Origin of the sequence: Kribbella sp. ALI-6-A (assembly GCF_001984195.1) — a bacterium.
GTDB lineage: Bacteria > Actinomycetota > Actinomycetes > Propionibacteriales > Kribbellaceae > Kribbella.
Genome location: NZ_MTQN01000010.1, coordinates 659391 through 680742, shown reverse-complemented (window position 1 = coordinate 680742; position 21352 = coordinate 659391). Strand labels below are relative to the sequence as shown.

The 21352-nt window shown below is 63.5% G+C and carries 20 protein-coding genes and 1 pseudogene; 12 read left to right on the top strand and 9 right to left on the bottom strand.

Translation table 11 applies throughout. From position 1 onward, the window contains the following. Positions 1-125 precede the first annotated feature (125 nt). Together BWI15_RS40125 and BWI15_RS17625 are read right to left on the bottom strand one after the other, a co-directional pair. A pseudogene (locus tag BWI15_RS40125) lies at positions 126-650 on the bottom strand (MFS transporter); the annotation flags it as partial. Positions 651-836: 186 nt separating this feature from the next. Next, the gene (locus BWI15_RS17625; protein ID WP_077015484.1) at positions 837-1589 is read right to left on the bottom strand and encodes a hypothetical protein; all 753 of its coding nucleotides are present in this window, start codon (positions 1587-1589) and stop codon (positions 837-839) included. 742 nt (positions 1590-2331) lie between these two features. Here BWI15_RS17625 and BWI15_RS17620 point away from each other — a divergent pair. The 9 genes from BWI15_RS17620 (at position 2332) to BWI15_RS17595 (ending at position 12541) form a co-directional block, all read left to right on the top strand. Further along, positions 2332-3981 carry an ATP-binding cassette domain-containing protein gene (locus tag BWI15_RS17620; RefSeq protein ID WP_143465660.1) on the top strand — a complete coding sequence of 550 codons (1650 nt, stop codon included), beginning with the start codon at positions 2332-2334 and terminating at the stop codon, positions 3979-3981. A gap of 293 nt (positions 3982-4274) precedes the next feature. Continuing rightward, positions 4275-4445, top strand: a complete 171-nt coding sequence (locus BWI15_RS39435) for a hypothetical protein (protein WP_168197332.1) — start codon at positions 4275-4277, stop codon at positions 4443-4445. A 137-nt stretch (positions 4446-4582) separates the two neighbouring features. Beyond that, positions 4583-4771 carry a PqqD family protein gene (locus BWI15_RS38860; RefSeq protein WP_143465658.1) on the top strand — a complete coding sequence of 63 codons (189 nt, stop codon included), beginning with the start codon at positions 4583-4585 and terminating at the stop codon, positions 4769-4771. Between the two features lie 221 nt (positions 4772-4992). Then, on the top strand, positions 4993-5796 hold the full coding sequence (locus tag BWI15_RS38410; protein ID WP_083750836.1) for a lasso peptide biosynthesis B2 protein: 804 nt from the start codon (positions 4993-4995) through the stop codon (positions 5794-5796). 413 nt (positions 5797-6209) lie between these two features. Beyond that, positions 6210-7415 carry an asparagine synthase-related protein gene (locus BWI15_RS17610; protein ID WP_077015482.1) on the top strand — a complete coding sequence of 402 codons (1206 nt, stop codon included), beginning with the start codon at positions 6210-6212 and terminating at the stop codon, positions 7413-7415. Further along, positions 7415-8221, top strand: coding sequence for a cupin-like domain-containing protein (locus tag BWI15_RS17605; protein ID WP_237771322.1), 807 nt, complete (start codon positions 7415-7417; stop codon positions 8219-8221). Before BWI15_RS17610 ends, BWI15_RS17605 begins: the two co-directional genes overlap by 1 nt. Beyond that, a complete protein-coding gene (locus BWI15_RS40730) occupies positions 8212-9321 on the top strand; it encodes a DUF6895 family protein (RefSeq protein ID WP_441327614.1) in 1110 nt (369 codons plus the stop codon). The genes BWI15_RS17605 and BWI15_RS40730 overlap by 10 nt, the downstream gene beginning before the upstream one ends. Positions 9322-9784: 463 nt before the next feature. After that, the gene (locus tag BWI15_RS17600) at positions 9785-10888 is read left to right on the top strand and encodes a glycosyltransferase (protein ID WP_168197331.1); all 1104 of its coding nucleotides are present in this window, start codon (positions 9785-9787) and stop codon (positions 10886-10888) included. Between the two features lie 945 nt (positions 10889-11833). Then, complete coding sequence (locus BWI15_RS17595; RefSeq protein ID WP_237771321.1) at positions 11834-12541, top strand: TetR/AcrR family transcriptional regulator C-terminal domain-containing protein; 708 nt, start codon at positions 11834-11836, stop codon at positions 12539-12541. Here BWI15_RS17595 and BWI15_RS17590 read toward each other — a convergent pair. The 4 genes from BWI15_RS17590 to infC form a co-directional block, all read right to left on the bottom strand. Beyond that, a complete protein-coding gene (locus BWI15_RS17590; protein WP_077015478.1) occupies positions 12525-13349 on the bottom strand; it encodes a TrmH family RNA methyltransferase in 825 nt (274 codons plus the stop codon). The two genes, BWI15_RS17595 and BWI15_RS17590, sit on opposite strands and share 17 nt — an antisense overlap. Before the next feature lie 23 nt (positions 13350-13372). Then, a complete protein-coding gene (rplT, locus tag BWI15_RS17585; protein ID WP_077015477.1) occupies positions 13373-13762 on the bottom strand; it encodes a 50S ribosomal protein L20 in 390 nt (129 codons plus the stop codon). 78 nt (positions 13763-13840) lie between these two features. Next, positions 13841-14035 (bottom strand): 50S ribosomal protein L35, encoded by a 195-nt coding sequence (gene rpmI / locus BWI15_RS17580; protein WP_077015476.1) that lies wholly within the window; start codon positions 14033-14035, stop codon positions 13841-13843. 86 nt (positions 14036-14121) lie between these two features. Further along, positions 14122-14844: a translation initiation factor IF-3 gene (infC, locus tag BWI15_RS17575; RefSeq protein ID WP_077015475.1), complete on the bottom strand. Its 723-nt coding sequence runs from the start codon at positions 14842-14844 to the stop codon at positions 14122-14124. A 297-nt stretch (positions 14845-15141) separates the two neighbouring features. Here infC and BWI15_RS17570 point away from each other — a divergent pair, with 297 nt between their 5' ends. Further along, positions 15142-15561 (top strand): DUF1844 domain-containing protein, encoded by a 420-nt coding sequence (locus BWI15_RS17570; protein ID WP_077015474.1) that lies wholly within the window; start codon positions 15142-15144, stop codon positions 15559-15561. Positions 15562-15638: 77 nt separating this feature from the next. Here the strand turns inward: BWI15_RS17570 and BWI15_RS17565 are convergent, their stop codons facing one another. The 3 genes from BWI15_RS17565 to BWI15_RS17555 form a co-directional block, all read right to left on the bottom strand. Continuing rightward, entirely contained in the window at positions 15639-16460 is an 822-nt protein-coding gene (locus tag BWI15_RS17565) for a carbohydrate ABC transporter permease (protein WP_441327639.1), read from the bottom strand. Between the two features lie 95 nt (positions 16461-16555). Then, positions 16556-17434 carry a carbohydrate ABC transporter permease gene (locus BWI15_RS17560; RefSeq protein ID WP_077015472.1) on the bottom strand — a complete coding sequence of 293 codons (879 nt, stop codon included), beginning with the start codon at positions 17432-17434 and terminating at the stop codon, positions 16556-16558. 4 nt (positions 17435-17438) lie between these two features. Next, on the bottom strand, positions 17439-18731 hold the full coding sequence (locus BWI15_RS17555) for an ABC transporter substrate-binding protein (RefSeq protein ID WP_077015471.1): 1293 nt from the start codon (positions 18729-18731) through the stop codon (positions 17439-17441). 93 nt (positions 18732-18824) lie between these two features. On the opposite strand from BWI15_RS17555, the gene BWI15_RS17550 reads away from it, so the two are divergent. Continuing rightward, entirely contained in the window at positions 18825-19841 is a 1017-nt protein-coding gene (locus BWI15_RS17550; protein ID WP_077015470.1) for a LacI family DNA-binding transcriptional regulator, read from the top strand. A gap of 149 nt (positions 19842-19990) precedes the next feature. Then, a complete protein-coding gene (locus BWI15_RS17545) occupies positions 19991-21160 on the top strand; it encodes a glycoside hydrolase 5 family protein (protein ID WP_077015469.1) in 1170 nt (389 codons plus the stop codon). Positions 21161-21352: the final 192 nt, after the last annotated feature.

Here is a 21352-nt window from a genome sequence, read left to right as displayed (position 1 = left end):
GCGACACCGACGGCCAGTCCGCCGAGCACGCGTCCCGAACCGAGACCGTCGGCCGGGATCGAGATGATCGCCCAGATCACCGCGCCCATCCCGACGATCGAGAACAGCGCGCCGGCCGGGTCGACGGCCCGAGCCGGTCCCCGGGACTCCGGGATCAGCGCGATCGACCCGATGATCGCGGCCACGGCGATCGGCACGTTGATCAGGAAGATCGAGCCCCACCAGAAGTGCTCGAGCAGGACGCCGCCGATCGTCGGACCGGCGACCACGCCGACCATCGCGACGGTCGACCATGCGGCCATCGCCTTGCGCTGCTCCTCGGGCGGGAACACGGTGAACAGCAACGACAACGTGCTCGGCATCAGCAGCGAGCCGCCGACGCCCATCAGCCCGCGGCAGGCGATCAACTGCCAGGGCGTGGTCGCCAGCGTGGCCAGCAGCGACGCCAGGCCGAACAGCACCAGCCCGATCAGGAGCATCCGTCGCCGGCCGAACCGGTCGGACAGACTTCCGGCGGTCAGCAGCAGACCGGCGAACGCCAGGATGTAGGCGTCGATGATCCACTGCACGTCGGCCGGGGTGGCGGACAGGTCGCGCATCAACGACGGGATGGCCAGGTTGAGCACGGTGTTGTCGACCACCAGCACCATCACGCTCAGGCACAGAATCAGCAGGATCCACCAGCGCCGCGGGTGCCCGGCCTGGCTCGACTCGAACGATGTACCCTCCGGGCTCGGAGTGCACCCTGGTCATTCGCCGCTGCGGCAGTCGGGCTGCGGCAAGGCCGACACGGATGTCGCTGTCGCTCATCCCGGCGCATCGGGCCGCGACCACCGTCATCGCGGCCGTGGTCGCGGCGTGCCTGTGTGGGACAGCGCGAAGCGTGTGATCTCCGGGGTCGCGTGCTCGACGCTGAACTGCCAGTAGGCTCGGCCCAGCGAGCCGATGACTCGGGTGGAGATCGGGCCACAGCGTTTCGAGATCGTCGTGCCGCCGGTGTTGTTTGCCAGTTGCGCCGCGGCGCCGGCATTGATGACGATGTGATCGAGGCTCTCGGAGGACTCGTCGGAAGTTCGTAGCGAGACGGCGAATCCTTCGGTACCGGGCCAGAAGTGGTCTTCGCGGTTGGGGCTGATGTTGAAAATCATGGCAAGCTTCGGCGAGAGCGCCAAGTAGGCGTTCTGATACTCGCAGGCTTCGGTGGTTGCAAGGCCCGGAACCGAGCCGTGCGCCGCACAGCGTGTCGTCGACGTTGGCGCCGAGGTACCACGACGGCGCCATGGTGGCGAACACTGCGGTGGTGGCCGCGGTGCACTGGATCTTCCAACCGATCCGATGATCGCGATCTGGTCTTTGCCGAAGCGTTCGAACACGTGCTGCAGGAGCTTCAGCCGTTGCAGGCGGATCGGCTCATTCAGTGGCCCTGTCGGGCCCGTGGTGGAGTCGGCCGGCCTGAGGAGCTCGACGGTGGTGGAGGCCACGACGGCGCCGGTCTTGTCCGGGATCTGGTTGTTTCCGGCCACCGTCGTGGCGCCGTGGTTGCGGAGCAGCTTGGTGCGGTGGTTGTCGACGAGGTCGTCGCCGGTCACCTGGTATACGGGCTTGGAGCGCGAGCGATGCGGCTGGCGCGATGCCTTTGCCAGCGGCGCCGCAGAAGTGGATCTTGGCGCGGGTGGTCAGTCGAGTCGGCACAGTCGGTTCCCTCGTAGCGTGCAGGTTGATGTAGGTGTCGAGGTCGCTGGTGGTGCCAGCCAAGCTCCGCGCCTGCGCCCTTGATGTTCAGTAGTCGTCTGGATACGCTGAGTACTGTCGCCCGAGCTCGGGAGAAGAGTTGGGCGATCCGCCTGTGCGGATGTGGGTGGGGTCGTGTATCTAGGCGCACCCCTTGACAGGTTAATTAGCTAAGTTAAAATTTTGTGAGACAATTCCGACAGTGGGCAATGATTGCCATTGCGGATATAGCTGAGCTGATCCATCCGACTAGTCGCAAGAGCCACGTTGAGCCGTCGCATGTGCGTACTAACGGTCTTCTAGTATCTGCCCGATCAAATTCATCTGTTGTGGTGCAACAAACATGCTTCCGGCGGCTACTTCCGTATGAATTCATGTGGGGCTGCCACAGGATTTCGTCCACCCTTCTCTTTCACGGGTGGTCGTAACGAATAGGAGCTACGTTAAGTGACTCTAGTGAAAGAGTTGGAGTCAGTCGAGTCTTCAAAGCTTCGAGGTCGGGCAGCTCGTGCCATCCTAGACGTCCTAGCCGGACTACCGGAGGCTGCACAGTCGGCGCGTTGGGGACTAAGTGAGGCAGCGCGACGCACACCCGTCGCATTGGCGCTGGCGGTTCTATCGGCCCTAGTATTGGCGCTGACACCAGCGGCGCAAGTGCAGGCAGTCGCATGGTTAATCCGCGACGCCGAAACATTCTCAACCGCCGCAGTTCCGTTGGTGCTGTTGATCCTGTTGGTGGGCACAGGGCAGGTGCTTGCCACTGTGGATATGTTCACTCGGCAGCGTGCCGGCATTCGGTTGCAACGGACGCTTCAAGATAGTCTCGTCCACAGCCTGGCGCGGATGTCTCCAGAGGACATGGCCGACAGCTCGGTGAGCGCTGACGTGCAAGTAGGACGCGATTCCTTACAGGACCTAGGACGACTTCCATGGTCAGTCATTAGCTCGCTCGCTTCTTTGGTAACTTTTGTGGCCCTTTTCGTGTCTGTATGGTTCATCGCGCCCCGTGCCGCGATCGTGATCGTGCTGTCGTTACTGCCAAGCGTGGTCCTATTTTCATGGGCTCAGACCCGCCAGACGAAAGCATTCGGTGCGGTTGGTGGCCACTTGAGGCGCACGACGTACCTGATCGAGCAGTTAGCCCAGCAGCGTTCCGGCACTGAGATCGCGACATTCGGATCTGGCGGGCGCCTGGCTCGGCAGATTACCCAGAGTCAGCGCCGCGCTGATCAACTTCTGGATCGGCTGTTGGCGCAGTTGATCCACGGCTTTCTTGGCGGCGGAGTCGTGGGTGCAGCGCTCCTGGGTATCGCATTGTCGATGATTGTCTTCAGCGGCGCCGGTGGTGCGGGGATTGCTGCAGGCGTGCTAGGAGTGCTGGCAGGGATTGAAGCAACACGGGGTGCGGGATTCGCCATCGGGGAAGTTCTCTCGGCTACGCCGAGGGTAAAGATATTCCGGCGAGTGACTTCTTCAGCAGACAGGCCTGTCGACGCAGCGATCGTTGGTCGAGTCGAATCACTGGAGGCGCGTAACGTATCGGTTCGATATCCTGGGGCAAAAGCGCCTTCACTAGAATCGGCCACCATTGCTGTTCGCCGCGGCGAGGCAATCGCCTTAGTGGGTGCCAACGGAGCGGGAAAAACCACCCTCGTCCGCGCCCTTCTCGGCATAGTCGCGACCGCCGGTGGCGAAGTCCTCCTCGATGGACGGCTGGCCAGCGATCTGGCTTTGTCTGCGCGACTGGCCCACTTCGGATTGATGACCCAAGAGTTCGGCCGCTACGAACTTTCGATCCGAGACGCGGTCACCCTCGGCACACCAGATGGGGTCGAGGTGACAGAGGAAGACATCTGGCGTGCCCTCGCGGTGGCACGTATGGATAAATTCGTCCGGAACCTTGATGAAGGACTGGACACGCAGATCGGCGAACAGTTCGGCGGCATTGGCCTGTCGGGAGGCCAATGGCAACGGATCGCCTTGGCTAGAATCGCTGTCCGTGGGGCGGGCGTATGGATCCTCGACGAGCCGACATCGGCTGTCGACGCCGAAGCGGAACGAGACATCTTCCAGGAACTCCTTCAATCGCGCCGTGATCGCATCACCATCGTCGTCTCCCATCGCGCGTGGACCCTACGAGGTATGGACCGGATCTACGTGATCGACAACGCAAGGATTGTTCAGTGCGGCACTTACGAAGACCTTGTGACGAGGGAAGGACGTTTCCGCGAACTATTTTCGGATCAGTAAGACGGCAGATGGCGGGCTGCTAGGGGAAATCTGCGCTGGGTCTGCATCGGGATGTCGGACCGAGGTCTCACCGCCGGGACTTGCTCAGGCAGGACGATGCCTGCCAAACCTCTGCGGCTTCAATCCGCACCTCGCATAGGTCTGTCGGGTCCTCAAAGTGTTCAACCGGAAAATGCCGAACCGATAAGCGTACGAGTAGTTGACAATCGAGAAACCGATTCGATAGTTTTGAACCATAAACCAATTTGTCGACTGGGGAAATGATCTCCGTCGTACACAAAGGAGTTTAAACAATGGACAAATCACGCGACAACAGTTCCGACCTGGCAGCGGCTTCCATGCAGCCGGCCCTCAGTACCACCGAGGAGGCCGACTTCGAACTCTTTGGCTCGCTCGAGGAATTGACTCTGTCTGGTGGAGGCATGGCCGCAGACGGCTTCAACGGCGCCCGCCTCAGCTGCTGACGGCTTCTCGGCGTCAGACTGCCATGCAGACAGAGGAGAGGCTAGCGGGCCCGAAGGCTATCAAGAAGCAAGCGGGTGTGGTCGTCATAACCGATGAAGTAACTGGGGTCGGTCTGCTTAGTGACACGGTCCATTGTGTGACAGCACGCTTGAACCCAGCAGCGGTTGCCGCTTGGATCGCCTTCGATGAAGGAAGCCTCGATGCCGCCGTTGCAAAGTATTCAAGGGATCTCAAGATCCCAGATGACGAAGCCTCGAATCAGCTAACGCGCGTATTCAAGAAAATGCGTACTAACGGCTGGATCGATTTCGACGAACCAGTGTAGTCGGCGTACACGTCCAAGGGCGCGATCAGATCGTGTAGGACCTGCGGTCATCACCGTCTTGGGGTATTGCCTCTTGTGCGGCGAGATACGACGCATGCTATCGCCGCATATTCATGAAGATCCGGTGAGACATCGTCTCAGGCTGAGAGGCGGACACGAGTCGTCCGCCTCTCAGCCTCCTCAATAGGGTCAACTGCCGAGACGGAGGTCGAGCGTGCAGCATGGTTGAGAAACGGCAGATAAACGTTGATGGTGCGCAGTTGTCGGTTCTTGAATTTCGCTCCTCCGGGCGCATTTCTTTAATCAATCCGGAAACGCTGATGGTGGTTGTTCTGTCCCCAACCGCAACATTGGCGTGGGGTGCAATCTTGGTTGGATCGCACTCTCGCGATGACAGCCACCTTCTGAAAGCCCTGTGTAAGCGACGGGTGTTGACGGACTGGGAATCCAGCAATGAAACTGACGCGAAGACAGTTGAGAAACGCAAGCCGACCATAGCGTCCTCTGTGGCAAAGAAGGGTCGGTTGTGGCGCTTGAGCCCGGCCCGGCAACACGGCCTCGCCTTCACGGGTATAGAATGTGAACGCATTTATGCGCATAGAACTCGTGAGTATATTCGCGCCCTCAAGGTCGGAAAGCGCACAGGCAACCATCTAGTTCGCGGCGGACGCTTGTCAGATATATCCCATATCACATGGCCGACCGAAGCCAAGGACTGCGACGCAAGACATCAGAGTATTCCGTCGTGTGGCATCGACGATTCGACGAAAGTGCGGTTCATGCTTCGTCTGCTCTGTGGGCCGATGAATTGCCTTCAAGAGTCCGTTGCCGTCGCTACGGCATTGCGAAGCCTTGGACATGACGCGACGGTTTTCATCGGACACGAGAAGACCAATCTAGGTGCAGCCACGCCCCTGCACGCTTGGGCACAGCTTGATGGTTTTCCAGTCAACGAAGGCGCCGACTTCTCGTCTCTTTACAGTGAGGTTGCAACAATCGTGCCAATCCAATCGGTTGTGGGATGACATTCAGCGGAGTTCACGCCGAAGAGACGCACATTCTGCCCAAGCTTGCAAGTTCCATTCAGCTGCAGGGGCTAACTTCTGGATTACTGATAGGCGCCGCCGGAAACCACAGCGCGCCGCTGGAGTCCGTGGCACGGAGCTTGCTAAGTGGCGAAGTCGACTGTTCGCCCTTCGGCACCTACATGGTCGTGGACGAGGCGCGCGGTCGAGCCGTCATCCAGAGGGGAAGCGCGTCAAACATTCCGATATATATCACTGACCGACAGACGTCCGAATTCTCTGTGTCTCACAGTGCCCGGACTGTCCGACGATCCGGCGTTAATGCACTCGCCCTTAAATGCTATTTGGCGGACCAGTACCTACCAGTGGGGGGCGGTCTCTACAACGACGGCTTGAGACTTGCGCCGGGAGACATGTGGGAGTTTGATCGGGCAAAGGTGGCGTATCGCCCCGCACGCAAAGCGATAACGGGCTCGTCAACCGACGAGTACACTGACTCGTCGCTAGATGCCCTATATGAAGGTGTTCTCGAAGACGTACATGGACACCAGAATGTTTCAGTACTATTCAGTGGCGGCCTTGACTCGAGTGCGATTGCCTGGGCGTTAGCTAAAGCCGGCGTCGAAACACATCTCTTGTATATGGACTTCACGTCGACAGCGCCGCTGCTGAAGTCCGAAATGGCACGGGCTGTAGAAATCGCGCGACGGCTCAACCTGCCCTTTCATACCATTCCAGTGCATCTCGGCGACATCGAGCCGAGTGAAGTATTTGGAACAGCTGTGCAGGCTCCGAACAACTTTCTCAGTGCTCCTGGAGTAAGGCAGGCGGCGAAAGTGGCGGTCGAGCTGGGATCGACGGCCCTGTGCATGGGTTCATTCGGCGACACTCTTTGGAATGGTTCTCATCAGGATCCCTTCTACGCTGCATTACGGGCGACTTTGCGCGGGGACTTACCCACCGTCCTGGCCTGGTTGGGCACCCAGCGGAATCTCAGCCAATTGTCGCGACTCCGTGGAATTGCCGACGGGTTTCGTATCGCCAGCCGCCTAGTGGGACGGTCCGAAAGCGAGGTAGTTGGCTCAATCGATAGGAAATGCACGCGTCGAGTGGCCGTGCCAAGGTTGGGAGGAATGTACGCCTACAGCCTTGCCGAAAGACACCTGCGAACCGAACTAGATTCGGTTCACTTGGAGTTTTGGCAGCATGACTTGATGGTAGGCAGTCTGGAACTTCACGATCCCCTCAGACATCCAAGGATCTGGGCGAGCATATGGAATCTACCCGCCGATCGCCGACAGGTCATCATTGGAGCAACAGTCGTCGGCAAGTATGAGTGGCGCCGGCTCCTTAAAGATTACTTTCCTACAACTTGCCACGAAGGGGATCGTGTCGGCTACAAGCAACTGGCCGATGCATACCTCGAAATGTTTGGCGATGAGATTCGGAGCCGGTTTCGCCGATCGACTCTAGCGGACCGCGGCGTGGTCGATGCGAAATTACTCCGGCGTTACGGAAGCAGCGTGGCCGGTTTCCGATCAGCCCATCCGACGGGCATATTGCGGCTCCTGGGGGCGGATTACTGGCTCGAACGAGTGGACAGAATGCGAGTTTCGTGATGGGTTTCGAAGTTGTACGGGGTGCGGCACTCTCCTGGGGTGCGATTGGCCTTTGGTCATCCGCATATCTTGCGGAAACGTTAGGGTCGCGTGAGATACCTGTGCGGGTCGGCGGAGATGATCGCAACCTAGCTGCCCGCGAAGTGTTGCACGGGGAGCTGGCTCCGTACTCATACGTCTTCCAAACGTCCATACTGTTCGGTGCCCCGCGCCTATTGGGTGATCTTTCGCTTCCCCTGGGCGCGCCGTCCCCGGCAGATCTGTTAGAAATCAATTTATGGTACGGGCCATCGGGGAATCACGCACCTCTTCATTTCGATACTAAGGATAACTATTATGTCCAGGTGGCGGGTGAAAAGCGGTTCATTCTCGTAGATCCAGCTAAGACGGACATGCAATTGGCGGATGCTAGCTCACCAGACTGGAGGAAGGGGCGGCTTGATGTGGGGTCTGGAGGAGTCGACGCCGCAGAGATAGTTCTGCATCCTGGCGATGTTCTGCACATGGATCCGTTTATGGGTCACGACGTAACTGCGGTCACAGATTCGATCTCGGTAAATTTTTGGTACAAGGCCCGACTGGACCGCGTCGCCCCGGAAATGGTTTATCGGCTCGCATTCTGGCTCAGCCAGTCCGATGACCCGAAGTCCGAGCTTAACGGGTTCATCCTTCCAAACGAACGCGCCAACGTCGCATCTTTCCTCATCGAAACCGTACAGGAGTATTGCTCTGGCCAGGCTGGGAAGCATGTTCGTGCTGCATCCGATGACTGGCTCGCTGAACTCGAGTGCCTGCTATGCGGCTAGGTCGACTTGACGTTGAACTCGGAGCCGAAGTCCGGGACGCGGTCGCAAATATATCGTCCCGGATTGTCCGTGCGGCGCTGTTCGAAGGCACCAAACTGGGTGCTGACCACACAAAGGTATGTGCGGAAGCTCTCCTGTTATGTCGCTTGACACAGGGGAAGTGGCCAAACGATGGCCGCATGACATTCGTGCGTAACGCCTCTGCCGGCGGATTAGCTAGTTCGGCGTTAGTCGAACGTCTGAACAATGATGCTTGGAGTTGTGGACGTGAGCCAGGGGCCATTGGGGTCGTTCTGGCAACGATACTGCAACGACCGGTTCCTGATCGTGCCGTTGAATCTATGCGGAATTGGTTGGCGGTAGCAGTGCGTGTCCCAGGCGGCAGCGCCTGGGATAACGCTGAGCGCCTCTGGGCAGCCATTCACATGACCGCGAATGATCGGAACCGGATACATCTGCAGCAGGAGATGCGGCGATTGCGGCATGCTTCCTTGCTTGAACTTCTTTCAATCCCGACATCGATTCTCCACCGCAGCCATATGTTCTCATTGACGCACATAATGCTTTACGCGGCTGACTTTGGAGTGGGATCAGCATTGGATCTTTCGCCGCTCGGCGAGGATGTCTCGCGGCTACTTTATGTGTGGCTTGCATCGAGCTTCGTTCGTGCCGACCTTGACCTCACGGTTGAGATCCTACTAGTAATTGCATGCTACGCGCTTCCGTGGCTCGAGCAGGCCGATATCTGCTTGACATTTTGCGTCCAACAATTGCTCAGAACGGGCTCGGTTACGGATCGAGTCAGGAGGCGGCGATGGGCGTGGCCGGAAGGTGGCTGGGAACCCGACTACCACACTACATTCCTGATTGGCATGCTGACGACCTTCGCGTTCCGAAATGAGGGTAGGTCGAATTGGCTTGGCCAGCCGGCGGGAGACAGCGTGCACTGTTGCGCGGGCTATCGACCGGTGGACGAAGTCGGGTTTGCAGTCCTTACATTTTTGGGGGATCTCGACCGGAGTCGCGTTTTGGGTGCAAGATGGCTGTTGGACGTGGGTCGACCCATCGGGCACGCGGATGACTGCTGGACGATGGATTGATTGCCAGCCGACGAGGCTGTGACTTGCCGCGTCGAATGTGGCTGAGGATGGAGGTCTTGTGACTGCCGGTGCGAGTTCAGGTATGGGCGTTACTATTCTGACGAGCCTCGCGGATCTTCCCTTGTACCTTTTTGGCGACAATGAGAACGCGGGGCGCGGAATCAATGGGCGAATACGCCTAGCGAGGCACGTGCTTTCTGAGCTTGCCGCAAGCAGTCGGGTCGAGCGAGTTGCTTGCGTATGCGCCGACGCACGCAGCTGGCCATCCGGACTGCGCGGTATTGAGCCGATTGACATTAGTCACCTTTACACCCTGGACGGGCTGCGAGTTGCCTGGCTAGAGGCTGGGCGACATACAACTTGGAATGGTGGCATGGTCCGGCGATGGTCGGGTGCTGCGTTTCCGACGATCGGAATTGCGCATAGTCTCTCATATCCAGACCAGGGAGGAAATCTCGCGACCTTGGCGCTGGCCTCGCCTGGGGACGCGGTTATTGTTCCGACGCTTGCAGCTAAACGAGTGCTCGATCGGCAGTGGAAGAATCTGCAAGCTCTGGTTCCGGACGCTTTGAATTGTGAGTTCCCGGAACTTCTGGTCGAGCAGTACGACCTGAGGGAACAGAATAGTACTGGTGGTGAGCGGCGTGCTGCGGTCGGCGCCGGTTCGCTCGCCGAGGGCGATGTTGTTCGCATTGCGGTTGTTGGCCGCCTTGAGGCGGGGGACAAAATGGACTGGGCGTCGCTGATCGAAATGCTGGGTCGAGTGGCCCGTCGTGGGCTTCAATTCGAATGCACAGTGATGGGCTACGCCAGCAGTCTCGCGTTACCACGACTACTCGAAGCTGCCTTGGCTCGCTACGGCCTAACGGATCGCGTCAATGTCGTCTCCAATGCGACCGATCTGGAGCGCGACGATTTGCTGAAATCCGCTGACATCTATGTGAATTTGTCGGTAACACAGTCAGAAAGCTTCGGGCTTGGGCTGCTAGAGGCCATGCGAAATGGGTGTGCGGTGGTCGCCTCGGATTGGGGCCCGTACAGGAACGTTATACGCAACGGGATCGACGGCGACTTGGTGCCTGTGTACACGGCTCCGGAGCGCTCGGCCGACATCGCTGTCTGCGCCCTGTCAGGCATTGGTCGGGATTTTCCCAGCACGACTGTGGATTCGACTGTTGATACGGTGATGCTCACAGGACACATTAGTGATTTGATTCTTGATCGGCCGCTTCGATTGCGCCGCCAGGTAGCTGCCCGAGCACGCGCCGCTGCGCTTGACTCAGCACGGCCATTTGCTCAACGGCTCGAGGATCTACTTGTGTCGAAGGCTTCTCCATTTTCGATGGATGTTACTGATGTGCAGGACCCATTCGAGTCGTATCCGAGCCACGCTTTCACTGCGTCTCAAGCGGCGGCTTCGGATGGGGAGTCCCTGTTGCGAGCGGTCGCTCCGCTTTGGTACTCACCCGGCTCCGAGCACCACGAGGGCCTTTCGGCATGGGAGCGAGTGAAGCTGTCACTCGATAAGCTTGTCCCAGACAGTATCTCAGGAGACCGCCTCGGATAGATCAGGCCGTAGCCGAGGGGCCAGTCGAGATCTGCTAGCTCCGACTCCGGTTCCTGGATCCGGCCTCCAGCCAGCTTCGATCATCCGGTGGCAGCGCGTTTCGAGCGGCGGGGTCGGCGGGGGCATGCTGCAAGACTCCAGCGGTCTCCAGGCTGCTACTTCCACTGGCAGTGTCACGGTCTGATGGAGGGCGTTAAGTAGATCTCCCAGGTGCGCGGAGGTGAGTTCGGGGCCTGGGGCTGGCGGTAGTAGGTCCAGGACGTCACCACTTTTGACGAATCCGTCTGTACGAGGCGGGCAATGGAGCTGTGGCTGCGACGTTCCGGGCCTCGACGAGCCAAGAGGTGTTGACTTGGGTCGTTTCCAACTGACTGGCGCTCTCACCGTCGGTGTTGATTCTGGCGATGGCTGCGGCAGCAGGGAGGAAGTACACGGCGTTGCTGTAGTGGAGGATCAACTTTGCTCCGGTGGCGTCGATGCTTCGGTGGCTGCAAGCGGTCTGCAAGATTTGATCAAGGTCGGTGCGCCCGGGCGGCACTCCAGCTGCCGACGGTGGCCGGTCTCGTCCTACTTGCCTGGGACGCGCAGCGAGTTCAGTCAGGTCGACGTCGAACGCGCCTGCCGTATCCTCACCGCAGCGCTGCCCTCGGCAGCCGGTCTCACCAGCGCCCGCGGCCTGACGTCGATCAACGCGGTCCGGCGCCGCCTTGCGCCGTGTCGGTCGATGCCCGCTGCGCAGAAGGTCGAGCAGACCTTCGCGGAGTCCGAGCGTCGACGCGGCCAAGACCGCACGACGCTGCATCGCTCCGGAGCTGGCCAGCGCCGTCGGGGCGTGAGCCTGGACCTCCACCGCTTGACCGAAATCATGCGCCGCGTACGTGAAGTCGTCACTCGCACACTATAGATACACCCGAACGGTGTCCGAGTTCGGGCAGAATGCTGGGCATGGACTCGATCTGGACCCGGCAACGGACTGGCTCCCCCGCCCGGGAGACGCTCAGCCGCGACCAGATCGTCAAGGCGACCATGGAACTGCTCGACACCGAGGGCGTGGCCGGGCTGAGCATGCGCAAGCTGGCTGCCCGCCTGGACTCCGGCGCCACCAGCCTGTACTGGCACGTGCAGACCAAGGACGACCTGATCGATCTGGTCGTCGACGAGGCGTACGGCGAGGTCGACGTACCGGACGCCGAGCTGGCCGGCTGGCGCGCCGGCGCGCTGCTGTTCGCGCACAGCCTGCGGGCCGTCGTCCTGCGGCACGGCTGGTTGCCCGAGGTGATCTACCTGCGCCCGAGCATCGGGCCGAACGCGGTCCGGATGGGCTCCCGCGGTCTGGAACTGTTCACGGCCGCCGGATTCACCGGCCGGGACATCGACTACGCGATGGGCGCGGTGATGTCGTTCGTGTTCGGCAACGCGAACTCACAGGCCGCCTGGGAGGCGTCGGTCCGCCGGTCCGGCCGCTCGGTCGAACAGCAGAACCAGGAGATCCTCGCCGAGGTCGATCAGATCACCGCGATGCACCCGACCATGCACGAGTCGCTCCAGCGGCGTCGCGTGGTCGGCATGGACCAACTGCAGAACGAGTCGTTCGCCTACGGTCTCGACAGCCTGCTGGACGGGCTGGAGGCCAGGCTCACCGCGGCTCGTTGATCCGCTGGGCGCGGGCCGAGGCGTAGAGGCAGACGGCGGCGGCCGTCGCGAGGTTGAGACTCTCGGCGCGGCCGTAGATCGGCACCTTCACCGACCGGTCGACGATCGCGTCGTACCCGTCGGGCAGGCCGTGCGCCTCGTTGCCGAACAGCCACACGGTCGGCTTGGCCAGCGTGCCGTCCTCGATGCACTCGTCGAGGTCGAAGCTGCCGTAGCCGTCGGCGGCCAGCACCTGGATGCCCTGGTCCCGCCAGGCCTTCGCGGCCGCGGGAATGTCGGCGTCCAGCGAGATCGGCAGGTGGAACAGACTGCCCACGCTGGCCCGGACGGCCTTCGGGTTGTGCGGGTCGACCGACTCCCCCGACAGCACGACCGCGTCCGCGCCGGCCGCGTCGGCGGTGCGGATCAGGGTGCCGACGTTGCCCGGGTCACGCACCTGGACGCCGACGGCCACCAGCGACGCCGTACGACGTACTGCTTCATCGAGCGGGACGTCGACCAGCGAGCAGACGGCGACCACGCCCTGGGATGTGACGGTTTCGCTAAGCGCTTCGATGGCGGCTCGGTTCACCTCGAACCAGGGCACGTCGGCGACCGTCGCCAAATCCCGCAGATCGCGGTGCCGGGTGGCGACGTCGGGTTCGGCGTACACCTCGACGACTCGCATCCGGTGCTCGAGGGCTTCCCGGACGGCCTGGGGGCCCTCGACCAGGAAGCGGCCGGTCTTGCGCCGGAACGCACGAGTGGCGAGCCTGCGGGCCTGCTTGATCCGCACAGACTGCGCGGTCAACAGACCCGGGCTCGCCACTGGAGGTGCTACGGAGTCGCCGGTCAGGCGGCGGCGTCGCTCTTGGCGTTCACGTCGGCCGGCAGCGCGGCCTTCGCGACCGCGACGAGCGCGGAGAACGCGGGAGCGTCGTTCACGGCCAGGTCGGCCAGGATCTTGCGGTCGACCTCGACCTCGGCCAGCCGCAGCCCCTGGATGAACCGGTTGTAGGTCAGGCCCTCCGCGCGGGTCGCAGCGTTGATGCGCTGGATCCACAGCTTGCGGAAGTCGCCCTTGCGCGCCTTGCGGTCACGGTAGGCGTAGACCAGCGAGTGGGTGACCTGCTCCTTGGCCTTGCGGTACAGCCGCGAGCGCTGACCGCGGTAGCCGCTGGCCTGCTCGAGTACGACCCGGCGCTTCTTGTGGGCGTTGACTGCCCGCTTCACGCGTGCCATGAGGTGTTACTCCTTGTATTTCTGCGCCGGAGAAGTCGATCCACTCGGCGGGATGTTCGGGGGTGGGGAAGCCTTGGGTCAGCGACCGAGCAGCTTGTTGACCTTCTTGACGTGAGACGGCGCCACGTCGGTGGTGCCGGCCAGACGCCGGGTCCGGCGGCTCGACTTCACCTCGAGCAGGTGACGACGGCCGGTGCGCTCGCGGCGCAGCTTGCCCGAACCGGTGATCCGGACGCGCTTCTTCATCCCCGAGTGGGTCTTCATCTTCGGCATGGCAGTGTTCTCTCGTTTCTGTTTCGTCGTCTCGATCCGGTGTCCGTGCTCCGGCAGTGACCTCGTGGCGCGGCCGGAGCGACGGATCACTCCGGGTCGAGGTTGTCGGCCGGACCCTTCGGCTTCTTGGTCGCGCCGGCGGCCTTCTCGGCCTCGAACTGCTGGAGCTGCGCGGCCCGCTCGAGGCGCTCGGCCTCTTGCTCGGCCTCGTGCTCGGCCAGCTTCTTGGCCTTCTCGGCTTCCACGTCCACGCGCGCCTCGGACTTCTTCTTGTGCGGTCCGAGCACCATGATCATGTTGCGGCCGTCCTGACGGGGCGAGGACTCGACGAAGCCGAGCTCGCTGACATCCTCGGCCAGCCGCTGCAGCAGCCGGAACCCCAGCTCGGGGCGGGACTGCTCGCGACCACGGAACATGATCGTGATCTTCACCTTGTCACCGGCACGGAGGAAGCGGACGACGTGACCCTTCTTGGTCTCGTAGTCGTGCGGGTCGATCTTCGGCCGCAGCTTCATCTCTTTGATGACGGTGTTGGTCTGGTTCCGGCGTGACTCGCGCGCCTTCTGCGCGGTCTCGTACTTGTACTTGCCGAAATCCATCAGCTTGCAGACCGGCGGGCGGGCCGTGGCCGCAACCTCGACCAGGTCGAGATCGGCTTCCTGTGCCAACCGAAGAGCGTCTTCGATCCGGACGATGCCTACCTGCTCACCGTTCGGTCCGACCAGACGCACCTCGGGAACGCGGATGCGCTCGTTGACGCGCAGTTCAATGGTGATGGGTCCTCCTGGGTTGTTCGTTACTGGTGCCACCTTGCAATCGCCCGGAGATCTCGTCGGGGAACGACAAAGGCCTCCGTGCGATCCACACGAAGGCCCAATTCCCAGATCGACGACCCACCGAAACCCCGAAGGAATCGGTACGCCGTACGCAGCACCCAGACGATCCGGCGGTGAGGCCGGAAAACTCGGTGTGACCGGGACCCGCCGACTGTTCATCGACTGGGTGGGAGGTGGCCCTCCGCTTAGACTCGAACCGTTGGCGTCCCTCGAGTATTCCGCTCAGGGGTCACCTTCGGACCGGGTCGGTCGCCATGCAACAGTAGCAGCATGACCGACCCGATCTCCACTTCACCCGAATCAGCCATCGACACCCCCGTCGCGGAGCAGTCCCGGGTGGACCCGATGTCCACCGTCTCCCGCGACATCGCCGAGGTGCCGAGCGTGGAGATCATCTCGACCGCCGCCCTGCACCTGATGAGCGCCGCCGCCGTCAACCTCGGCCTGGCCGAGGACCTGCCCGACCACCAGGACCTGGACGAGGCCCGCTCGCTGATCGACGCGCTGGCCGGCCTGCTCGACGCCGCCGCCCCCAGCCTGGGCCACCACCACGCCGCTCCCCTGCGCGACGGCCTGCGCTCCCTGCAGCTCGCCTTCAAGGAAGCCTCCACCATCCCCGACGAGCCCGGCGCGGGCCCCGGCGAGAAGTACACCGGCGAGGTCCACCCGAAGGCGTCCCGCCGCCGCTGACGCCGTCTGCCGCGCCCTGACCGACCACGAACAGCAGCCCCGGCCGGAATCGGCCGGGGCTGCTGTTGTACGGCGTACTAGCCCTTGACCGCGCCTTCCTCGACGCCCTTGAAGAAGAAGCGCTGCAGGGTGGCGAAGACGATCACGATCGGGATGAAGGCGATCATCGTGCCGGCGGCGATCAGGCGGGGGTTGTTGGTGAAGGTGCCGGACAGGTACTGCAGGCCGACGGTGAGCGTGTACTTCTCGGGGTCGGTGAGCACGATCAGCGGCCACAGGAAGTCGTCCCAGGCACCGATGAAGGCGAAGATCGCGACCACGCTGATCGTGCCGCGCACGCTCGGCAGCGCGATGTAGCGGAAGCGTTGCCACACGTTCGCGCCGTCGACGATCGCGGCCTGGTCGACCTCGATCGGCAGGGAGCGGAACGCGTTGTACATCAGCAGCACGTTCAGCGCGCCGATCATGCCGGGCAGCGCGACGCCGAACAACGTGTTGGCCAGACCGAACTCCCGCACCGTCACGTACTGGGAGATGATCGTCACCTCACCCGGCAGCACCAGCGTCGCCAGGAACAGGCCGAGCACGAGCTTGCGGCCCTTGAACTGCAGCCGCGACAGCGCGAAGCCGGCCAGCGACGACCCGATGATGTTGCCGCCGACAACCAGTACGGCGACCTGCAGCGAGTTGCGCATGTAGTCCCAGACCGGGATGGTGTCGGCCACCGCGCCGTAGTGATCCAGCGTCGGCTGGGACGGCAGCAGCCGCGGGATCCGTGTGTAGATGTCCTCGCCGGACCCCTTCAGCGACGTCGACAGCTGCCACAGGAACGGCCCGATCGTGATCAGCAGCACGAACACGAGCAGGACGTAGCGCACCGCCTTCTCGGCCGGCGACATCGAGTTGAAGCTGAACGTGCCGCGCTTGCGCTTGCGGACCGGCGTACCGGGGTCGTCCGGTACGGCGACCGGCCGCGCGGGATTCGTCACGACACTCATGCGTCGGCCGCCTTCCGGTTCAGTCGCGCCAGGGCGAGCATCGGGACGACCGTGACGAAGAACAGCACGATCGACAGCGCCGAGGCGTAACCGAGGTTGCCCTCGAAGCCCTGGCTGTACTGCTGGATCAGCATCACCACCGACGAGTCGCGGCCGCCGGGACCACCGTTGCCGCCGCTGAGGATGAACAGCTCGGAGAAGACCCGCAGGGCCGAGACCGAGATCAGGATGGCGATCAGGATCATCGTGCCCCGGACGCCGGGGATGGTGATGTTCGTGAACCGCCGGAACGCGCTGGCCCCGTCGACCGCGGCCGCCTCGTGCAGCTCACGGCCGACGTTCCCGAGCGCGGCCAGGTAGATGATCATGTAGTAGCCCAGGCCCTTCCAGATGGTCAGGCTGATCGCGCTGAACAGCAGCAACCACTGGTCGGACAGGAACGGCAACGGCCCGGAGATCACGCCGAGCTTCTCGGCCATGCCGTTGACCAGGCCGCGGTCGTCGAGGATCCACTGCCAGATCAGCGCGACGACGACCGCGGAGGCCACCACCGGGGTGTAGAAGGCGGTCCGGAAGAACGTGATCCCGGGCAGCTTCTTCTCGACCAGCACCGCCAGCGCCAACGGCACGATCGTCAGGAACGGCAGGCAGACGATCATGTAGATCACGCTGTTCAGCAACGCGTAGCGCAGCTGCTCGTCGTGCAGCAGGGCCTCGAAGTTCTTCAGCCCGACGAAGGTCCCGCCGCCGATCGGCTTGGCGTTGGTGAACGACAGGATCACGGTGTTGATCGACGGCCACAGGTTGAACACCAGCAACCAGGCGAGCGCCGGGACGACCAGCACCCAGGGGGAGAACCACCGGTGGTAGCGCATCGCGTTACTGGGCCAGCAGCTGGTCGGCCTTGGCCACCGCGGCGTCCAGGGCCTGCTGCGAGCTGACCTTGCCGGCGATCGCCAGTGAGATCTGCTGCTTGATGAAGGCGTCGGTCGCACCGCTGATCACGGCCGGCTTGAGCGACTTGGCCTTGGCCAGCGACTCGAACGCGAGCACCTTCGCGTCACTCTCCGGCGTTCCGTCGCTCTTGGAGAAGTAAGGGTCGCTCGCGGACGCCTTGGTGGAGGGGAAGATGTTCACGACCTTGGCGAACGCGGCCTGGTTCTCGGCGTTGGTGACGAACTTGGCCAGCGCGATCGCGGCGGCCTGGTTCTTCGACTTCGCCGACACCGACAGCCCCTGCACGTACAGCGGCGGGGTGTCCAGCGCCGGCGACGGCACGACCTTGCCCTTCAGCGACGGGTTGTCCTTCTGGAAGTCGACGATGGCGTTGCCGCCACCGGTCGTCCAGGCGACCTTGCCCTGGGTGAACAGCTTGCTGTTGCCCAGGTACTCCTGGGTCAGGATGTCGCGCGGCAGGTAGCCGTTCTTGTAGGCGTCGCGGTACTTGTCCAGCAGCGCGACGGCCTCGGGGGTGTTGAAGGTGAACTTCTTGCCGTCGTCGCTGAGGATCTTCACGCCGGCGTTGGTGAAGTCCTCGATGCCCGGCAGCCGGCTCATCAGGTACTCGCGGCCGTTCGACTTGTCGTGCATCACCTTGGCGGCGGCGAACAGCTCGTCGAAGGTCTTCGGCGGGTTCTTGGCGTCCAGGCCGACCGCGGCGAACTTGGTCGCGTTCCAGTAGTCGATGTCGGTGTTCAGGTACCAGGGGTAGCCGAACGTGCCGTTCAGCCCCTGGTACTGGTACGCCGCGACGCCGCCCTCGACGTAGTCGGTCTTCACCGCCGGGTCGGCGGTGGCGACGTCGAGCAGCAGGTTCTGCTTGGCCAGCGGGAGCGCGAACTCCGGCGGCAGGTTGGTCACGTCGGGCAGCTGACCGGCCGAGGCCTGGCTGAGCACCTTCTTGTCGTACCCGTCGCCCGGCTGGTCCAGCCAGGTCACCTTGGTGCCCGGGTACTTGGCCTCGAAGGCCTTGATCACGCCCTCGACGTACGAGGTGAACTTCGGCTTCAGCGCCCAGGTCTGGAAGCTGACCTCACCGGTCACCTTCGCGTTCGCGTCGACGGTCGGCTGCGCGCCGGACGAGGACTCCTCGGACGATCCGAGACCGCAGCCGGCCAGGGTGAGGGCCGCGACGGCAAGAGCCGCCACCGGGGTCAATCGACGACTACGCATGGAATTCTCCTGAAGTGATAAACCGGTATAGCTCCTGCACTATCCACATCGTAGAATCCGCTGTCAAGGGTGGGACCGACCAGGAGGTGGCCGATGGCCAGACCGACGATCGCGGACATCGCGGACCGCGCGGGCGTGTCCAAGGGCGCGGTGTCGTTCGCGCTGAACGGGCGGCCCGGGGTGAGCGACGCCACCCGGGCGCGGATCCTCGCGATCGCCGAGCAGCTCAGCTGGCGGCCACACAGCGCCGCGCGTGCGCTCGGTGCGTCCCGGGTCGACTCGGTCGGGCTGGTGATCGCCCGGCCCGCTCGCACCCTCGGCGTGGAGCCGTTCTTCGCGCATCTGGTGTCCGGGCTGCAGTCGGGGTTGTCGGCGCACTCGATCTCGCTGCAGCTGCTGATCGTCGAGGACACCGAGGCCGAGATCGAGGTCTACCACCGCTGGCACTCCGAACACCGGGTGGACGGCGTGATCCTGGTCGACCTCACGGTGCGCGACCCCCGGATCGACGAGCTCAAAGCGCTCGAGCTGCCGGCGGTGGTGATCGGCGGGCGGGGCGGCAAGGGCGCCCTGCCGTCGGTGTGGGCGTCCGACCGGGACGCGATGCTGGCGGTCGTGGAGTATCTGGCGGCGCTCGGCCACCGGCGAATCGCCCACGTCGCCGGTACGCCGAACTTCCAGCACACGCAACGGCGGATGCGGGCGCTGCGCGACGCGGCGCCGCGGCTGGGGCTGGTGGACGCACCGTCACTGCCGACGGACTTCAGCGACGCCGAGGGCGCCGCGACGACGCGGAAGCTGCTGTCCCAGGCGGTCCGGCCGACCGCGATCGTGTACGACAGCGACGTGATGGCGGTGGCGGGGCTCGGGGTCGCGATGGAGATGGGCGTCTCGGTGCCGGGCGAGCTGTCGATCGTCGCCTTCGACGACTCGATCCTGACCCAGCTGATGCACCCGGCCCTGACCGCGCTGTCGCGCGACACCTTCGAGTTCGGCCGCCAGGCCGCGGAGGTCCTGCTGGAGGTGATCGCCGAGCCCGGGACGACGATCAACCGGCGAACCGCCGACCCGGTGCTGACGGTCCGGGAATCCACCGCTCCCCCAAGCTGATCCATCGCTCTCCCAAGCTGAGACCGGCTCTCGCGGCCTCCTCCGCCGGCAGCGGCGGGACGTTCCGGCGACGTCACCCGGCGGGACCGCGGCGACCAGCCGGCAGACGCTGTTTGCCTGAGATTCTAAACCGCTTTAGCATCAGCATCATGCTTTCGGATCCCGCCACGCCCCGGTTCGGCGCGAACTACGTCCCGTCGGCCGGCTGGTTCTACAGCTGGCTGGACCACGACCCCGCGGCGGTCCGGCGGGACTTCGCCGACCTGGCCGGGCTCGGGCTCGACCACGTCCGGGTGTTCCCGATCTGGCCGTGGATCCAGCCCAACCGCGGCGTCATCCGCGAGCGCGCGATCGCGGATCTGCTCGACACGATCGACGCCGCCGCGGAGCACGGGCTGACCGTCGCGGTCGATCTGGTCCAGGGGCACCTGTCGAGCTTCGACTTCCTCCCGTCGTGGGCGCTCACCTGGCACAAGGCGAGCCTGTTCGAGGACCCGACCGTGCGCGAAGGCCTGACGGCGTACTGCGAAGCGGTCGCCGCGGCCGTCGCCACCAAGCCGAACGTCTTCGCGATCACCCTCGGCAACGAGGTCAACAACCTCTGGCCGGACAGTACGACGACTCCGGAGACGTCGACCGCCTGGGCGCAGGAGCTGCTGGCCGTGGTGAAGAAGGCCGCGCCGGACGTGCTCGCGCTGCATTCGGTCTTCGACGACGCCTGGTACCGGCCGGACCATCCGTTCAGCCCGGTCGACGTGACGGACCTCGGCGAGTTGAGCACCGTTCACTCGTGGGTGTTCAACGGGGTCTCGCGAGTCGACGGACCGCTCGGCCCGGCGACCCTGACGCACGCCGACTACCTGGTCGAGCTCGCCGCCGCGACTTCGCTGGACCCGGCCCGACCCGTCTGGCTGCAGGAGATCGGCGTACCGGGGCCGGACATCCCGGTGGACCTGCAGGGCGAGTTCACCCGGCGTACGGTCGAGCGGGTCGTGCACAACCCGGCGCTGTGGGGCATCACCTGGTGGTCGTCGCACGACATCGACCGCAAGCTGCTGGACTTCCCGGACCGGGAGTACGACCTCGGCCTGTTCACCGTGGACCACCAGCGCAAGCCGGCCGCGACCGCGCTGGCCGAAGTCATCGCGGAGGTCCGGTCCGGCGGCGTCCACCCGGCCGAAGCGAGCACGCTGACCGCGCCGTACAACCTGCGCACCGACCTGCACCGCCGCGCGGAGATCGCGCCGGGCAGCGACTTCCACCTGCAGTGGGTCGCGGCGCGCGCGCAGGGGCCGGTCCGGATCGTCCTGCCGACCTGACCCACGGCCTTCCGCTCTCCCCCGGCCCGCCGAGCCCATCCGCATCTGCGGCGCGGGTCGCGCATGGCGCACGGCGTGCAGGGCGTGTTGCCCGCATGGCTCGTGTTGCACGCATGACCCGTGGTGCAGTTCGTCCTTGGAGCTCACGTAGCGGTCCATGCCGTTCGGGGTGACGCCGAGATGACCCGCGAT

Excerpts from the sequence above, each read along its gene's own strand:
- BWI15_RS40730 (WP_441327614.1), top strand. The coding sequence starts at position 8,212 with ATGCGGCTAGGTCGACTTGACGTTGAACTCGGAGCCGAAGTCCGGGAC.
- BWI15_RS17555 (WP_077015471.1), bottom strand. The coding sequence starts at position 18,731 with ATGCGTAGTCGTCGATTGACCCCGGTGGCGGCTCTTGCCGTCGCGGCC.
- BWI15_RS17570 (WP_077015474.1), top strand. The coding sequence starts at position 15,142 with ATGACCGACCCGATCTCCACTTCACCCGAATCAGCCATCGACACCCCC.
- BWI15_RS38410 (WP_083750836.1), top strand. The coding sequence starts at position 4,993 with ATGGTTGAGAAACGGCAGATAAACGTTGATGGTGCGCAGTTGTCGGTT.
- BWI15_RS17560 (WP_077015472.1), bottom strand. The coding sequence starts at position 17,434 with ATGCGCTACCACCGGTGGTTCTCCCCCTGGGTGCTGGTCGTCCCGGCG.
- BWI15_RS39435 (WP_168197332.1), top strand. The coding sequence starts at position 4,275 with ATGGACAAATCACGCGACAACAGTTCCGACCTGGCAGCGGCTTCCATG.
- rpmI (WP_077015476.1), bottom strand. The coding sequence starts at position 14,035 with ATGCCGAAGATGAAGACCCACTCGGGGATGAAGAAGCGCGTCCGGATC.
- BWI15_RS17595 (WP_237771321.1), top strand. The coding sequence starts at position 11,834 with ATGGACTCGATCTGGACCCGGCAACGGACTGGCTCCCCCGCCCGGGAG.
- BWI15_RS17610 (WP_077015482.1), top strand. The coding sequence starts at position 6,210 with ATGTGGGAGTTTGATCGGGCAAAGGTGGCGTATCGCCCCGCACGCAAA.
- rplT (WP_077015477.1), bottom strand. The coding sequence starts at position 13,762 with ATGGCACGCGTGAAGCGGGCAGTCAACGCCCACAAGAAGCGCCGGGTC.
- BWI15_RS17545 (WP_077015469.1), top strand. The coding sequence starts at position 19,991 with ATGCTTTCGGATCCCGCCACGCCCCGGTTCGGCGCGAACTACGTCCCG.
- BWI15_RS17550 (WP_077015470.1), top strand. The coding sequence starts at position 18,825 with ATGGCCAGACCGACGATCGCGGACATCGCGGACCGCGCGGGCGTGTCC.
- BWI15_RS17605 (WP_237771322.1), top strand. The coding sequence starts at position 7,415 with ATGGGTTTCGAAGTTGTACGGGGTGCGGCACTCTCCTGGGGTGCGATT.
- BWI15_RS17565 (WP_441327639.1), bottom strand. The coding sequence starts at position 16,460 with ATGTCGCCGGCCGAGAAGGCGGTGCGCTACGTCCTGCTCGTGTTCGTG.